This window comes from Alistipes communis (genome assembly GCF_006542665.1).
Lineage (GTDB): Bacteria > Bacteroidota > Bacteroidia > Bacteroidales > Rikenellaceae > Alistipes > Alistipes communis.
In genome coordinates this window covers 62,406-76,310 of sequence record NZ_AP019735.1, presented here as the reverse complement: position 1 = coordinate 76,310, position 13,905 = coordinate 62,406, and the positions used below count along the sequence as shown (strand labels likewise).

The window sequence follows — 13,905 nt, the reverse complement described above, 5'->3', positions numbered from 1 at the left end:
GGCTTATGATAAGAAAAAGTTATAAAACGATGAAGAAGATGTTATTGCACAGCCTCGTCGTGTGTCTGCTGCTGGGCGGTTGTACCGTTACGGGCAGGCTTCAGCGCCGAGGCTTGGGCGCACGGGCGAACTATGCGCCCAAAGAACAAAAGCAGGAGCCGAAAAAGGAGTCCGCACCGCAATATGTCGAATACAAGCACCGCGACAGCCTGAAGCCCGTCTATTTCCTGCCTACGACTACGCTCGAAAACGGCGAGCGCGTCATGTCGCTCGAACTCGACGAGGTGGTCGTGGTGGCCAAATCGCGCACCGTCGCCGAACGTATGGGCAAGGTCTGCATCGACTTTGTGATCGAACTGCCGCGCCAGTTGCAGGGCAATTGTCAGAGCGTGGCCGTAACACCCATGCTCCACAAGACGGACAGCCTCGTGCCGCTTCAGCAGATCAGTATCCGGGGCGGGCTGTTCAGCCGCGTGCAGGATCGCAACTATTGGCAGTTCGACCGATACGTGCGGGTCTTCAAGCCCGATGCGGCTGCCGAACAGCGTGCTTTCGAGCGTTTCGTCAAGCACCCCTATCCGGAGGGCGTGCGGCTGGATTCCATCGTCGAAGGCCGTGAGAAGATCAGCTATTACTATACGCAGGAAGTACCGACCAAAGGCGAAGGCAAGACGATGCACGTCACACTTGAGGGAGCGGTCGTAGGGCTGGACGGCAGCCGTTACGATATGCCGCCGCTCGATACGCTGGAATACAACATATCCTCGATGCTGACCTTCGCGGACACCACGAGGCGCTACCTGACCAGAGTGATCGAGAAGTATGCCGTGGTCAAAGACCGCAACTACCTTGCCTTCGAAGTCGGCAAATCGGACATTATCGACACGCTGGAAACCAACGCCGTTCAGCTCGCCCGCATCGAAGCCCTGATGGACGGACTGATAAACCAGCGGGAATTTTACGTGGACAGTATCGTGCTGACCGCTTCGGCATCACCGGAAGGAGCGCTCGCGCTCAACGAGCGTCTGGCGCGCGAGCGTGCCCTGTCGCTCAAACGGTGTCTGGGCGAGCGTTTCGGGCGGCAGGTCGATACGCTGATCGCCGTGCGCTCCGTAGGCGAGAACTGGACGGAGCTGGGGCGCTTGATCGCCGCCTCGGACAGCCTGCCACACCGCGAGGCGATCCTTGCGCTGCTCGGTGCGGAGAAGAATCCCGACCGGCGCGAAGCGGCCCTGCGAGGCAGGTATCCGCGGGAGTATAAATATATCCGGGAGCGGCTCTATCCGCTGCTGCGCTCGGTCGATTTCAAATACGACCTGCGGCGCGTGGGCATGGTGAAGGATACGATCCATACGACCGTACCCGATACGCTCTACGCGCGGGGCGTGAAGCTGCTCGACGAAAGGCGCTACGACGAAGCCCTCACGATATTGGCTCCTTACCATGACCGAAATACGGCTATCGCGCTGCTCTCGCTCGGCCATGACGACCGCGCTTACGAAGTGCTCTCCGCGCTGCCCGAATCGGCCGAGGCGTGCTATCTGAAAGCCATCGCCTGCTCGCGGCTGGGCCGCAGGAAGGAAGGGCGCAAATGGTTCGACAGGGCGTGCGAGCTGAAAGAGACATTCGAATACCGGGGCAGGCTTGACCCGGAAATATCCAACCTTTTAACCGATGACTGACGATGAGAAAAAGAGCGATCGCGGCCACGATGCTGCTGACAGCGGCTATGGCCTTTACCTCGTGCGCCAAACTGTATGAGGAAGAAACAACGGAAACCCTGAAACGCCCGCAGACGGACATCGAGATTCCGGAGGACAATCCCTGGGACGAAGTGCCGGACAGCAATACGGGAACTGGGCATTAAAGAGCGAATGCAATGCGAACGGATGTAATTTTTAATACGGATGCGGCCTCCGGCCTCGGTCGGCTGCCCGACAACTCCATCGACTGTATCGTAACCTCGCCCCCGTACTGGCAGCTCAGGGATTACGGACTCTCTCCGATACTGTTCGGCGGGCGGCAGGATTGTGAACACGATTTTGACGATTACGCTACTTGCCGCAGTTGCGGCGGATGGCTGGGGCAGTTGGGGCAGGAACCCTCCCGCGAGATGTTCTTGGAGCATCTCGTGGGCATCTTCGACGAGTGCCGCCGCGTATTGAAAAGTACGGGGACGCTATGGGTGAACCTCGGCGATTCGTACAGCAAACTCAATAAATACAACCGCCCAGACGATTGGCCGCCGGGTAAAAACGCCCATTGTCTGAAAACACTGCGCGTCGATCTGTCGATACACCGAGTTCCGCACAAATCGCTGTGCAATATTCCGGGGCTGTTCGCCGAGATGATGATCCTGCGAGGGTGGATACTGCGCAACGAGATTATATGGCATAAGCCCTCGGCTGTGCCTACTCCCGTCAAAGACCGTTTTACGGTGGATTTCGAGAAGGTGTTTTTCTTCGCCAAATCCCCGAAATACGACTTCCGGCAACAGTTAGAACCTTATGCCGGGAATGAGACGAACAGAATATCCAGACAGCCGGAACATCCGACAGGTTCGAAATCCAGAAACGACCTTCAAGGCAGGAACAAACGGACGGTTTGGCGGATTACGACCGAAATCAGCCACGAGAAGCACTACGCCCCCTATCCGCAGAAATTGATCGAGACACCCATCGAGGCGGGGTGTTCGCCGGGCGGCGTAGTTCTCGACCCTTTTCTGGGAAGCGGGACGACGGCCCTTGTCGCCCGCAGGCTGGGACGCCACTACATCGGCATCGAGCCGAATCCGGAATACGTCGCCATAGCCCGTGCACGGCTGGAACGGGATCCCGAACCCTTAAAACAGTAAGGAAGCCATGCGAATCGGATTAGTGGATGTGGACGGGCGCAACTTCCCGAACCTCGCGCTGATGAAACTTTCGGCGTGGCATAAGCTCCGGGGCGATACGGTGGAATTTGCCGATCCCATGGCGGGGCGTTACGACAAAGTGTATTTGTCGAAGGTCTTTACCCATACACCCGATTGCCGGGATGAATACCGCTGCGAGGTGATACGCGGCGGAACGGGCTACCGCGATTATACGACGACGCTGCCGGAGGCGGTCGAACATACATGTCCGGATTACTCGCTCTACGGCGTGGGCGAAGCCTACGGCTTTCTCACGCGCGGATGCCCGAACCGCTGCCCGTGGTGCGTGGTGCCGCACAAAGAGGGCGCTATCCGGCCCCATGCCGACATCGAAGAGTTCCTTGCCGGGCGCAGGCGGGCCGTACTGCTCGACAACAACGTGCTGGCCTCCGCATGGGGCCTCGCGCAGATCGAAAAGATCGTCCGCTTGGGCGTGCGGGTGGACTTCAATCAGGGGCTCGACGTGCGGCGTATCGCCCGCAACCCGGAACTCGCAGAGCTGCTCGCACGGGTCAGGTGGCTGCGCTTCCTGCGAATGGCCTATGACAGCTGTGCCGTGCAGGAGGATGTACATAACGTCGTAAAACTGCTCGTCAAATGTGGCTTGTCGCCCCGTAAACTGTTCTTCTACGTGCTGGTGCGCGACGACATCGGCGATGCGCTGGAACGTATTCGGGAACTGAAGGCGTTGGGCTGCGTGCCCTTCGCACAGCCGTATCGGGATTTTTCGGGCGACGCCAAACCCTCGCGGGAGGCGTGGCGGCTGGCCTACTGGTGCAACAACAAACGATTGTTCAACGCGATGGACTTCGCGGATTACAAATGCAAATAAACCGAAAAGTGATGAAAAAGTTATTTTTTGCGGCGATGGCCGCACTCGGACTGCTCGCATCCTGCGACAAGGAGCTGGACATTCAGCAGGCGTACAGCTTCTCGCTGGAAACGATGCCCGTACCCAAGCGTATCGGCGTAGGCGAAACCGCCGAGATACGCTGTACGTTGGTACGTGAGGGGGCGTATGCCGACGCCCGCTACACGATCCGCTATTTCCAACCCGACGGCAAGGGAGAGTTGCGGATGGACGACGGAACGGTGTTCCTTCCCAACGACCGCTATCCGCTGGAGCGCTTCTCGTTCCGTCTTTATTACACCTCCCGTAGCGACGACCAGCAGACCATCGACGTCTATATCGAGGACAACATGGGACAGGTGGTGCAACAGAGCTTCACGTTCCAGAACGACAGCGATACGGGCGGCGAAGAGCAATAGTCACAAACGAACATCAGTGCCCGGCCGAAACCGGGCATTTTTAATTCGAGAACCTTATGACAGAACAGGAAAAAGCAGATATCGCCTTGCTCGAACGGGGCGGACGAAAACATAATATGTTCATGACCCTGCCTTTGGAACGACGTACCGAGGCGGTATGCCGCCGCGCCGTCGAGATCGACGGAGAGAATATCCGATATGTCCCCCGCGATATGCGTACCGAAAAGCTGTGTTATACGGCCGTGCGGAATTGGGATTATGCCCTCGACTATGTGCCGGAAGAGCTGAAAACGCCCTCGATGTGCATGGCTGCTGTCGAACGTTACGGCCCGGCGCTGCTGTTCGTGCCGCAGGAGCGCCGAACAGAGGCCCTGTGCGAAGCCGCGGTGAAAAACGACGTATGGGCCTTGACTGCCGTTCCCGACCGGCTCAAAACGGAACAGATGTGCATGGATGCGGTGACGAAGGACGGCTGGGTGTTGGAGTTCGTGCCCCAAGCGATGAAAACCCCGCAGATGTGCCGGCTGGCCCTGAACGCCCCATTGGCCAAATTTCGGGAGAACCGAAGCGTCCTTCAGTTTATTCCCTATGCCGACGTGTGTCTGGAAGGCATAAAAAAATACCGGCAGGAAGGCGCCGATATGGTAGGTTTATTGGCAGACATCGAACCGGAGGTGATGGACGAGCGCATCGCCCTGTACGGAGTTCGTACCGACCCGTCGTGCCTGACGGCCCTGCCGAAACGGTGGAAAACAAGGACGGTATGCACGGCGGCGGTACAGAGCGACGGGATTATGCTGCACGACGTACCGGAACATTTACGCACGAAACGTATGTGCGAGGCGGCCGTATCGTCCAGCATCCATGCACTTCCTTATGTACCGGAGGCATTGCATACCACCGACCTGTACCGGAAAGCGATGGTGAACGACCCTGCCGCCATTCAATATTTCAAGCCGGAACTGCTGACACGGGAGATGTGCCATGAGGCATTGTATTCGAGCTATGACCTGCGGGTACTTCGGTACATTCCCTACAAAGAGATCCACGAGCAGTTGTTGGAGCGTTGCGAGGGATACTCACGAACCAAACATTTTCTGGACAGTATGAATCCGGACTATATGACCCCGAAGCTGGCGGAGATGATCTTTGCCAAAGAGCCGGAGTTGTTTTTCAACATTCCCGAAAAATTCAAGGATAAGGAGCTGTGCGAAACGGCGGTACGGTACGACGGCTCATATTTACGGATGGTTCCCGAAAAACTCAAGACGCCGGAGTTGTGCATGGAAGCCATACGCCGCAGTCCGTATGCCATACCGTTTATCCCGGAGGCAATGAAAAGTCCTGACCTTTATATGAATCTGGTAAAAGAGAATCCGCAGAATTTATACGGAATACCCGAAGACGACCGGACTTACGAGATGTGCAAAGAGGCTTTTGACAATACCTACGGAAAAGATAAAACCGATTACAGCGTCGCCGGTGCGCTGACAGAGCCGTCGATGGCTCTGCAAATGGTTCGGGAGCAGGATAATCCTAAAACAATCGACTTTTTGATAACCGTAATGCGTCCCAAAGCCATTTCGGAAGAAGTAGCGTTGGAAGCCGTCCGGAAAAACGGACATGTCCTGCACCTTATACCGGAAAACGTCATTACGCAGCAGGTGGGCGAGGCCGCCGTCAGGAATCATTCGCAGGCGATTCAATGGGTTCCTCACGACATACGCACGGCGGATATGTGCCTGTATGCCTTTAAGAACCATTCCGAGCTGGATATTTACACTCCGGATCGGATCAGGTGCGAAGACAATGTTTATGTATTCGCCCGAAAGATGGACGAGCTGCTCCGCCAACCGATTTCCTACGACGACAGCAAACGGCTCTATGGAGGCGAAACGATTTGTTTACGGAACGTGGAAACGGATACCAAAATCTTCGAGAATTGCGAGGTTCGCTACGACCGTAAGAATGAATCGCTGACCCTGCGGAATCTTACGCCCCGGCAGGAGCGGACACGCCCCATAAAACCGCAGCGCAAATCCTTCATGAAACCGAAATTCTAAAACAAGCCACTAAATGAAAACGACAGAAGAAAACAGAACGATGAACTCCGGCGACCGTCGGGAGCCGGGCGACGTTTATATGATGCTTTCACCGGAAGGAAAAACACAGGCTGTATCGGCAAACGGGAGATATTATAAAAACTTCGGTCATTTTATCAATCATTGCACGGAAATAATACTCAAAGATTGGCTGACGCCTTACCCGAACAGCTTTTTCGTGCATTACCGTTTTGCCGACCCCGACCTAGTATGGAAACCTTACGAGAATATCCCGATGTTTCCGCGCAAACTGTCGGATGCCATCAAGGAGCAGGGATTGAAACCGCTGAACACCTGCCGGCTTTATCCGGCCATATACTGCTGTCAGAACGGCCTCGATCCGCTGCTGCCGGAAAATTCCCATGAGGCATTAAACAAGTCGATGGCATATCAATCAGCCGTCTGGCGTTATTCCGGTCTGGAAAGGAGCAGGGAACAGACCTATACGGGCATCGAAACCGACCGTGGCGTATTGTTGTTCGATAATACGGAGCGAGGTGAGAAACTGCAAAAACGGTACAAAGATTTCTTTGCCGCCAATTTCTTCGATCCCCGGCTCGACATTACATTCTTCAGGACGATGGAACTAATTCCGGACGAGGCACAAAGAGCGAAAGTCAATCCCGATATTGACCTCAATACGTTATTCCGCACCGCACCGGAGCCGTTCGGCTGTCTGTCGTCCGGCTGTTATGCCGACATAAAAGAGATTGGAATATGCGATACCGTCGGACAATTCGATATGTCCCCGACGCTGGCCAATTTCGCTGCGCTTTCGGGATTCGGCAAAGGGGAAATACCGGAGAATATCCCGGATCGTACTTACGACATCAGTTGCCTGCTATACCTTGCCTCGCCGGAGTGCAAAGCTCCGGAGATACAGGACGAGTTTCCCAATTTTTTCTCCTATCACGACCGATTCGATCCTCTGGCGGATAGATTGACCCAAGCCACGACCGAGAACGAAAAAACACAGATCATGGCCTCGGTACGGGAGCTGGCCGGAGAGTTGCTCCGGGAGCAATACCCGAATATCCGCAGGCCGCAGGCGGCGACACCGGAGCGGAAAGAGCAATTTGGGGGCGTAGGGGCAACTACCGAAAAACCGGTGAGGCAGCTGCCCGACGTGGCGAAAAAGCTGGCCAACCGACTTAAAAAGGGCAAAGGAGTTACCCGATAAAATGTCGTGGCAGCAGGATTATTTGCATCGCGGATATGCGTAATCCGGGGAGCCGATAAAAAAGGGCAATATTTATGTAAACAATTTCGTTTACATTGTGTATATTTGCAAAAAGAGCCATGAGAAGCGAAATTGATATGTATAAGGGCATCCGTCCGGGAAAGATCGTCGGCTTGGAGCTGCAGGAACGCAACCTCAGCCAGCGAGCCTTTGCTGCTGCTATCGACGAACACAAACAGACGCTTAATGCGGTTATTACGGGGCGCCGCAAGCTGACGGTCGAAATGGCCCTCAAGATCGAAAAGGCACTCGGTTATGATGAGGGCTTTCTGCTGACGCTTCAGGCATACTACGAGATAGCCGAATACAAGAACCGGAAAGCGAACGAATCCGTTAGTGGCGCTCCGGCCATCCGACGGATGCTGTTCTGGGACACCGATTTCGACAAGATGGATTGGGGCCGGAACAAGGAGTACGTTATCGAAAGGGTTATGGAGCGGGGCGACGAAGTCGAAAAGCAGGAGATCGCCCGCTTCTACGGGATGGATCGGGTTGCGCTCGACCGTTACATGCCGGATCAGAGCTGGCGCATACCCTACAAATACCGCAATAAATAATGACAGATACGACACGACTGCGCTCCGAAGCCGTAATGCCGCTATTGAGAGGGATACTCGGTACACGACAAAGGGGAGAATTAAAAAAAACTTAGCCAATGCAAGATTTTGAAGAATATATAAGACAAGGCGAGCCGCATAAGCGGGAGAAAGGCTATGCCTGGCAGACGGCGATAGGTCTGCAAGCCGTCGATGATCTGAAGCCGTCGGAGTACCTGATACGAACGGCACGTCAACATATCGAAGGCGACATTACCATCGAAGAAGCCAAGCAGCTTATCGACAGCTACTATCAAGCCAAAACGGTCAGAGCCGATATAGCGGATAGGACGGAAGAAGCCGATAAGGTGTCGGCACGCATCGCCGAGATACTCTCGGAAAAAACATTCTCTTTCTCCCCGGTCGAATATATGGCCATTCACCGCAGGCTTTTCGAGGGCATCTATAAGTTTGCCGGAAAAATTCGGGATTACAATATCACGAAAAAGGAGTGGGTGTTGAACGGTGAAACCGTCCTCTATGCCAGTGCCGGCAGTATCCGTGAAACGCTCGATTATGATTTCGAGCAGGAGAAAAAATTCAGCTACAAAGACCTGAACATCAACGATGCGATAACGCATATCGCCAAATTTATTTCCGGAATTTGGCAAATCCATGCTTTCGGCGAGGGCAATACCCGGACTACCGCTGTGTTTACGATCAAATTCCTGCGGACATTCGGATTCGACATCAGCAATGACAGTTTTGCCGACCATTCGTGGTATTTTCGCAACGCATTGGTTCGGGCCAACTACAATAACCTGAGTAAAGGTATTTACGCCACTACGGAATATATAGAAGCCTTTTTCAGAAACCTGATCTTATCCGAACAAAATGAACTGAAAAACCGGACGATGCTCGTACAGGAACGTCCGGCACACGATATTCAAAGTGCAACCGTCCCTCATGACAACATTTCAAAGTGCAATATTTACACTTTGAATTGCACTTTGGAAGAGATAGCCGTACTGAACTATCTGCGGGAGCGGCCGAGTGCGACGCAAAAAGAGATCGCTGCACATATCGGCAAGTCCGAAAGAACGGTCAAAACCATAACCGTCCGTCTTGTGCGGGACGGTATTCTCGAACGCAAGAACGGTAAAAGGGATGGATTCTGGGTGATTAAAACAGATGAACTTACATCACAAAATTCCCGTCTGGATGTTGTTTCACCGGTATTATCGCCGCGCCATGTTCCCGACGCAGCGAAAAAGCCGGCCACACACTCTAAAAAGAAAACCGGGCTGAAACCGTAGATTATCATGCTGTACGGCGGGTGTACGACACGGCGGAGGTGGATTTGCATTTGATTATTATTTTATAATAATTATCTTTGCGGGCAGCCAGCGGCACGTCATGGGCAATATGTTCGCCAACGCCTCGCGCCCCTTTTACCAAAGCGTGTCGATGATGTATCTGGAGTGTATCGGGTTGTCGGAGTACGAAAACTTCGCCCGCAGGCATTTTGAAAATAGCGGCCGAAAAATCGGGCAAGGTGTCGTCGCCGACATTTACGACCGTTTCGACGGGGTGACATGGTATGTGCAGAAGATGCTCAACATGCTGTACGGTATCACACCGGAAAGAGGAGAATGCAGGGCAGAAATGCTCCCCGAAGCGTTGGGCAATATTCTCGACTCTTACAAATACACCTATCAGGAGATATTGTTCCGCCTGCCCGAAAGACAGAAAGAGCTGCTTATCGCCATCAGCAAGGAAGGCGCTGCCCGTGCCGTTACCTCCGGGGAGTTCGTTCAGAAATACAGTCTGCCTTCTCCGAGTTCGGTGCAGGCGGCGCTCAAAGGATTGCTCGAAAAGGATTTCGTTACGCACGAGCAGGGCGTTTACCGCATTTACGACAAGTTTTTCGGGATATGGCTCAATAAGAATTACTGACCAATATGCCGATACTCCTGCCGGGGCGGCGTTCCGCAAACGAAAAATCGACGGTTTGAAACCGTCGATTTTTCGTTTGCGCCGAATTTCAAGATTTAATTTCCGGCTTCTCCGATATGTTTCGGCTGATACCAACTATCCCGAAAACGATCGCCAATAAGGTTGAAAGTCCCTGTTTCGCCGCTTTCTTCGGCGAATTTGCGGGCTTGCGGGATGTCCGTAAATTCACCCAGCTTGCGAAAACCGATGAACAGTTTGTAGATACCGGGATTGGCCCGGTGTTTGGCGACCTCGCTTTGGAGCAGGGCGCACAGTTCGGCATACTTTGCCCTTTTCTGCGCCAATTTCTTTTTGGCGCAGCGCAATTTTTCGTCTGTCGTCGGGTCGAAAAACAGATCGTTACCGCTCATGTAACTAACGTATTCCTCCATTTTACGCCCGATTTTCGTAATCTGCGCTTTCGCCGCTGCCACGCACGAGAGCAGGGAGCCGAACCCGGTTTGCAGTCCCGTCCGCTTGTCGTAGTAACAATAATAGACCTGCACGCCCTTACGGGGGTATTGGCAGACGTATTTTGCCCTGCGCCACTCGACGAGCCACTGCCAGCGGTCGAACATCCTGCGGGGCATGTCTATTTTGTGCAGGACGACCCGCGAACGGTCGTCCTCGCGGTACTCGAACGTGATATATACCCAATGTTCTATTTGCAGTTCCCGTTCGGCATGGGCGAGGTCTTTGGCCATCTGCATCCAGTCGTCGATTCTCTCCCGTACCATCGTTACGCCGTTTTGCAGGTTTCGATTTCGGTATGCCGGGCGAGCCATTCGCGCACGCTCACCATGTTGTATTCGGAGGTTACGACCGCCGTGCGGTCGCCGATTTGCGTAAAGCGGGTGCTTTCGTAGCCGTCGATCCACTCCTTCAGGGTCGATACGCCCCACGCCTGCGAATCGTCGAAGATACGGCGCTCCAGCGTGCGGATAGGCTCGGCAAAAGTTACGACAAGTGTTTCATAGTCCGGTCGGACAGGTTCGGGGAGCAGGCGCAGGTATTTCAAAGAGCCGGATTCGTCGTCCTTGTCCCCATGCGCCCAACCGCTGTGCAAAATTCCGTTACCCCAGCGCTGGGGCTCGTCGTAACGCACTTTTACCTCCGCCGTATATTTCGTAACGGTTATGTCCTCGATTACTCCCGTAACCATTGTGCCGAAGCTGATGCACTCGCACCTTCTGCCTATCAATTCCTTGTTTACCTCTGTCGTTTTCATTGTTGTTCTCCATTAAATAAGTTCTACTTCCGCGTTGTCGTTATTTCCCCGAAATGCTCCGGCCGCATAGTAAGCGTATCGGTTGTGCCAATTACTCCGGCGTTTGATATAAGCCATAGCCGGGGGACGTATCTCGACGGATGTTGTGTAGATATTATGTCCGATGGTTATGACTAATTCACAGTTGCGCCATATCTCGAAAGGCGTTCTGAATCCGTGCTTGCCCTCGACGAGTTCCAATGCTGTGGCGACTGCGCTACGGACTTCTCCGGTAGATTCTGCGAGGGTCTTGCGGGTTCCCTCTTTGTAGATGATTTTCATAGCGGTCGGTGTTATGGGGCGGCTGTCGCCGCCCCGATTGTTATTTATATTCTCCGAAATTGGTGATGATCCCGAACCGTCCCGTGTCGTTATACATACCGGAGCAATGCAACCTCCGGCATAGGGCGGAGAGTTGTTTTTCGGTAATGCCCGATACGACTATCGCCGTGTGGTCGTGCTCGCAAATTCTTACCCGGTATTGAGTTTTGAGTTGGGCAAGGACGGCATACGCCCTTGTCGTTTTGTCGTCGTGTTTTTGATTTTTCATAGTTTTGTCGATTCATTTTTCTTACTTGCAAGGGCGATCAGGTTATCGAAACTCTCGTTCAATACGACAGCCCTTTCTCTCCGGTAATCCTCTGCCGGATCGCACTCGCCGACGGTAAACTCCCAAACCTCCATGTATTTGGCTTTCCATTTCCGAACCACCTCTGCATCCGGTAATGATGTGTACAGGTCGTGTCGACTGCAAATGGCGTTCAACAGGTCGATGTAGCACATGAACAGGTCGCTTTGGGGCATCCCTGCGTGCAACAGCATATAATCCCGCTTTACAATGTCCCGGACGGCGTTCGATATGTTGTCGATGATCCCGTCTATATAATCCCGCGTAGAATCGTTTTCGTAGATTCCTGATCCCCATGTTCCCATAGTTTTGTCTGTTTTCGGTTGATAAAAGGTTTGAACGGCGGCTTTTGCCGCCCCGATTTTATTTCTTCGTGATATGTCCTTTGGCTACGACCTCTCCGTTTTTGACAAGTTCTATTTCCCCGTAGGTAAAGCCCATTTCTTTGATAGCGATAAATCGGATATAATCGTGATATTCCGATTTCTTTGCAAAATTTCGCCCCGTAAGGTTGTTGAAAATCATCGGAAGCGAAAACTCGCAATCCGACTGGAGTACGGCTTTTCCGTTCTGCCGGATTTCGTAGGTCGGGTTCTGGTTATTCGTGTCTGTTTTCATGGTTTGGGTGTTATGGGCGGCTTTCGCCGCCCCGATTCTAATTATTGATAGATTTAGGATTACGCTGTCAGTCGATTTTCTATAAGGTGCATATTGTGCTGAACGAGTTTTATAATCTGCTTGTGGTACGGACTGTCCTTGTTGCATACGCCCCGGCTCTGCGCCACCTCCAATCGGGATAGCGAAACCTCGACCGTTTCGAGCCGTTGGCCGTCTATCGAGGCCGAGAGGATCAGCGAATCGTCCCGGCGGTAATATTCGTTGGTAAAGACGCAATGGTGCATGGCTTCGCCTTCTTGCCGGAACTGCTCGATGCTCTCCAATACCCGGACGTGGATTTTGCCGTCCGTGAGGTCGAGGCCGAAAAAATGTCCTTTTGCGTTCCGGTATTCCTGCTCGTGGCGCATCGCTTCCCGTATGCGTTCCTGCTCTTTCTGCTTGCGTAAGTATTCCATTTTCCGCCTTACATATTGGTCGTGCTCCGCTTTGAGGTCGGCGGGGCACACATATTTGGCATTGCGTAAATCCTTATTGAAAAAGCGCAATAGGTCTATATAGTCGCACCACATTCCCACATCGGTAATTGCGTACCCGCTGCGGGTAACGATACGGATACTCGGCCAGTAGTCGTCCAATGTGCGGGGGTTCTCGGTAAAGTGCTTCAACAGTTCTATCTGTCCCATCTTGAGCAGGGTTTCGGCATGGCTGTCGCGCAGCAGGGCGCAGAACATTTCCGGCGGGGATATGTGGTAAAACTGTCCGTTGTAACCGCTTCTTCGCAGTTCGGGAAGGAGTTGCGGCCGGGGATGAACACAACGGGGATGGATATTATACAGCGGCTTATGGGGGCGCAGTTCCAACGAGGTTGCATAATCCCACGTCTTGTAGAAAGGCCGGTTCGTTATGAGTCTTGCACGGGTGGCGCATCGCCCGTCCGGGGCGATCCACCGCTGCACGACTTCGAAATGAATGTATTTCGCCCTTTCTCCGATACGGACATAGTAGGCCAGATATACGAAGCGTAATACCTGTATCCCGTCATGGACGGTCATAAACAGGGCGTAGTCCGCCGTGTCGTAAATCCGGCGCAGGTGGTTGTCGTCTATGGTCAGCCGGGTATGGCACGCGGGGCAGATACAATGCTTCCGCGCCGTCTTGTCCGTCCATGCGTGTCCGCACTCGGTGCAAGTTATCACGCCTTTTGTCGTCCTGCGTCCGTAGCGGACGACGCATCGGTCGAACGCCCACCGTATCTGCCGGGCGGAGATGGGGCGGAGCGTGCGCCCCGCCTCTTCTATTTGCTGTTCAAAACTATTTCTCGGTTGCATAATCTTGA

At 53.6% G+C, this 13,905-nt stretch carries 16 protein-coding genes and 1 pseudogene; 10 read left to right on the top strand and 7 right to left on the bottom strand.

Annotation, left to right across the window (positions count from 1 at the left end; genetic code table 11):
* Positions 1-29 precede the first annotated feature (29 nt).
* The 10 genes and pseudogenes from FMF02_RS00360 to FMF02_RS00315 form a co-directional block, all read left to right on the top strand.
* On the top strand, positions 30-1,682 hold the full coding sequence (locus FMF02_RS00360) for a tetratricopeptide repeat protein (RefSeq protein ID WP_317129829.1): 1,653 nt from the start codon (positions 30-32) through the stop codon (positions 1,680-1,682).
* A 2-nt stretch (positions 1,683-1,684) separates the two neighbouring features.
* On the top strand, positions 1,685-1,867 hold the full coding sequence (locus FMF02_RS00355; RefSeq protein WP_091535683.1) for a hypothetical protein: 183 nt from the start codon (positions 1,685-1,687) through the stop codon (positions 1,865-1,867).
* 12 nt (positions 1,868-1,879) lie between these two features.
* Positions 1,880-2,854: a DNA-methyltransferase gene (locus tag FMF02_RS00350; RefSeq protein WP_141411810.1), complete on the top strand. Its 975-nt coding sequence runs from the start codon at positions 1,880-1,882 to the stop codon at positions 2,852-2,854.
* 7 nt (positions 2,855-2,861) lie between these two features.
* Positions 2,862-3,746 (top strand): radical SAM protein, encoded by an 885-nt coding sequence (locus tag FMF02_RS00345; protein ID WP_141411809.1) that lies wholly within the window; start codon positions 2,862-2,864, stop codon positions 3,744-3,746.
* A gap of 11 nt (positions 3,747-3,757) precedes the next feature.
* On the top strand, positions 3,758-4,183 hold the full coding sequence (locus tag FMF02_RS00340; RefSeq protein ID WP_244611595.1) for a DUF3872 domain-containing protein: 426 nt from the start codon (positions 3,758-3,760) through the stop codon (positions 4,181-4,183).
* 449 nt (positions 4,184-4,632) lie between these two features.
* Positions 4,633-6,246 (top strand): DUF4116 domain-containing protein, encoded by a 1,614-nt coding sequence (locus FMF02_RS00335; protein ID WP_244611594.1) that lies wholly within the window; start codon positions 4,633-4,635, stop codon positions 6,244-6,246.
* Positions 6,247-6,259: 13 nt separating this feature from the next.
* On the top strand, positions 6,260-7,465 hold the full coding sequence (locus FMF02_RS00330) for a DUF6047 family protein (RefSeq protein ID WP_141411806.1): 1,206 nt from the start codon (positions 6,260-6,262) through the stop codon (positions 7,463-7,465).
* 119 nt (positions 7,466-7,584) lie between these two features.
* Complete coding sequence (locus FMF02_RS00325; protein ID WP_141411805.1) at positions 7,585-8,082, top strand: HigA family addiction module antitoxin; 498 nt, start codon at positions 7,585-7,587, stop codon at positions 8,080-8,082.
* A 98-nt stretch (positions 8,083-8,180) separates the two neighbouring features.
* Complete coding sequence (locus FMF02_RS00320) at positions 8,181-9,377, top strand: Fic family protein (protein WP_141411804.1); 1,197 nt, start codon at positions 8,181-8,183, stop codon at positions 9,375-9,377.
* Positions 9,378-9,450: 73 nt separating this feature from the next.
* Positions 9,451-10,017 (top strand): annotated as a pseudogene (locus tag FMF02_RS00315) (ATP-binding protein); the annotation flags it as partial.
* 95 nt (positions 10,018-10,112) lie between these two features.
* On the opposite strand, the gene FMF02_RS00310 reads toward FMF02_RS00315, so the two are convergent.
* The 7 genes from FMF02_RS00310 to FMF02_RS00285 are packed head-to-tail and all read right to left on the bottom strand — an operon-like array spanning position 10,113 to position 13,897.
* Positions 10,113-10,793: a hypothetical protein gene (locus FMF02_RS00310; protein WP_179952753.1), complete on the bottom strand. Its 681-nt coding sequence runs from the start codon at positions 10,791-10,793 to the stop codon at positions 10,113-10,115.
* Positions 10,794-10,795: 2 nt separating this feature from the next.
* Complete coding sequence (locus FMF02_RS00305; RefSeq protein ID WP_141411803.1) at positions 10,796-11,284, bottom strand: DUF7258 domain-containing protein; 489 nt, start codon at positions 11,282-11,284, stop codon at positions 10,796-10,798.
* A 12-nt stretch (positions 11,285-11,296) separates the two neighbouring features.
* Positions 11,297-11,605, bottom strand: coding sequence for a hypothetical protein (locus FMF02_RS00300; RefSeq protein WP_244611593.1), 309 nt, complete (start codon positions 11,603-11,605; stop codon positions 11,297-11,299).
* A 40-nt stretch (positions 11,606-11,645) separates the two neighbouring features.
* Positions 11,646-11,873, bottom strand: coding sequence for a hypothetical protein (locus tag FMF02_RS13585; protein ID WP_162502244.1), 228 nt, complete (start codon positions 11,871-11,873; stop codon positions 11,646-11,648).
* Complete coding sequence (locus FMF02_RS00295) at positions 11,870-12,256, bottom strand: hypothetical protein (protein WP_141411801.1); 387 nt, start codon at positions 12,254-12,256, stop codon at positions 11,870-11,872. The genes FMF02_RS13585 and FMF02_RS00295 overlap by 4 nt, the downstream gene beginning before the upstream one ends.
* 58 nt (positions 12,257-12,314) lie before the next feature.
* The gene (locus tag FMF02_RS00290; protein ID WP_141411800.1) at positions 12,315-12,569 is read right to left on the bottom strand and encodes a DUF7688 family protein; all 255 of its coding nucleotides are present in this window, start codon (positions 12,567-12,569) and stop codon (positions 12,315-12,317) included.
* A gap of 59 nt (positions 12,570-12,628) precedes the next feature.
* Entirely contained in the window at positions 12,629-13,897 is a 1,269-nt protein-coding gene (locus tag FMF02_RS00285) for a PcfJ domain-containing protein (RefSeq protein WP_141411799.1), read from the bottom strand.
* Between the last annotated feature and the right edge of the window lie 8 nt (positions 13,898-13,905).

Excerpts from the sequence above, each read along its gene's own strand:
- FMF02_RS00305 (WP_141411803.1), bottom strand. The coding sequence starts at position 11,284 with ATGAAAACGACAGAGGTAAACAAGGAATTGATAGGCAGAAGGTGCGAG.
- FMF02_RS00355 (WP_091535683.1), top strand. The coding sequence starts at position 1,685 with ATGAGAAAAAGAGCGATCGCGGCCACGATGCTGCTGACAGCGGCTATG.
- FMF02_RS00310 (WP_179952753.1), bottom strand. The coding sequence starts at position 10,793 with ATGGTACGGGAGAGAATCGACGACTGGATGCAGATGGCCAAAGACCTC.
- FMF02_RS00335 (WP_244611594.1), top strand. The coding sequence starts at position 4,633 with ATGGATGCGGTGACGAAGGACGGCTGGGTGTTGGAGTTCGTGCCCCAA.
- FMF02_RS00340 (WP_244611595.1), top strand. The coding sequence starts at position 3,758 with ATGAAAAAGTTATTTTTTGCGGCGATGGCCGCACTCGGACTGCTCGCA.
- FMF02_RS00330 (WP_141411806.1), top strand. The coding sequence starts at position 6,260 with ATGAAAACGACAGAAGAAAACAGAACGATGAACTCCGGCGACCGTCGG.
- FMF02_RS00290 (WP_141411800.1), bottom strand. The coding sequence starts at position 12,569 with ATGAAAACAGACACGAATAACCAGAACCCGACCTACGAAATCCGGCAG.
- FMF02_RS00345 (WP_141411809.1), top strand. The coding sequence starts at position 2,862 with ATGCGAATCGGATTAGTGGATGTGGACGGGCGCAACTTCCCGAACCTC.
- FMF02_RS00350 (WP_141411810.1), top strand. The coding sequence starts at position 1,880 with ATGCGAACGGATGTAATTTTTAATACGGATGCGGCCTCCGGCCTCGGT.
- FMF02_RS00295 (WP_141411801.1), bottom strand. The coding sequence starts at position 12,256 with ATGGGAACATGGGGATCAGGAATCTACGAAAACGATTCTACGCGGGAT.
- FMF02_RS00285 (WP_141411799.1), bottom strand. The coding sequence starts at position 13,897 with ATGCAACCGAGAAATAGTTTTGAACAGCAAATAGAAGAGGCGGGGCGC.
- FMF02_RS13585 (WP_162502244.1), bottom strand. The coding sequence starts at position 11,873 with ATGAAAAATCAAAAACACGACGACAAAACGACAAGGGCGTATGCCGTC.
- FMF02_RS00300 (WP_244611593.1), bottom strand. The coding sequence starts at position 11,605 with ATGAAAATCATCTACAAAGAGGGAACCCGCAAGACCCTCGCAGAATCT.
- FMF02_RS00320 (WP_141411804.1), top strand. The coding sequence starts at position 8,181 with ATGCAAGATTTTGAAGAATATATAAGACAAGGCGAGCCGCATAAGCGG.
- FMF02_RS00360 (WP_317129829.1), top strand. The coding sequence starts at position 30 with ATGAAGAAGATGTTATTGCACAGCCTCGTCGTGTGTCTGCTGCTGGGC.
- FMF02_RS00325 (WP_141411805.1), top strand. The coding sequence starts at position 7,585 with ATGAGAAGCGAAATTGATATGTATAAGGGCATCCGTCCGGGAAAGATC.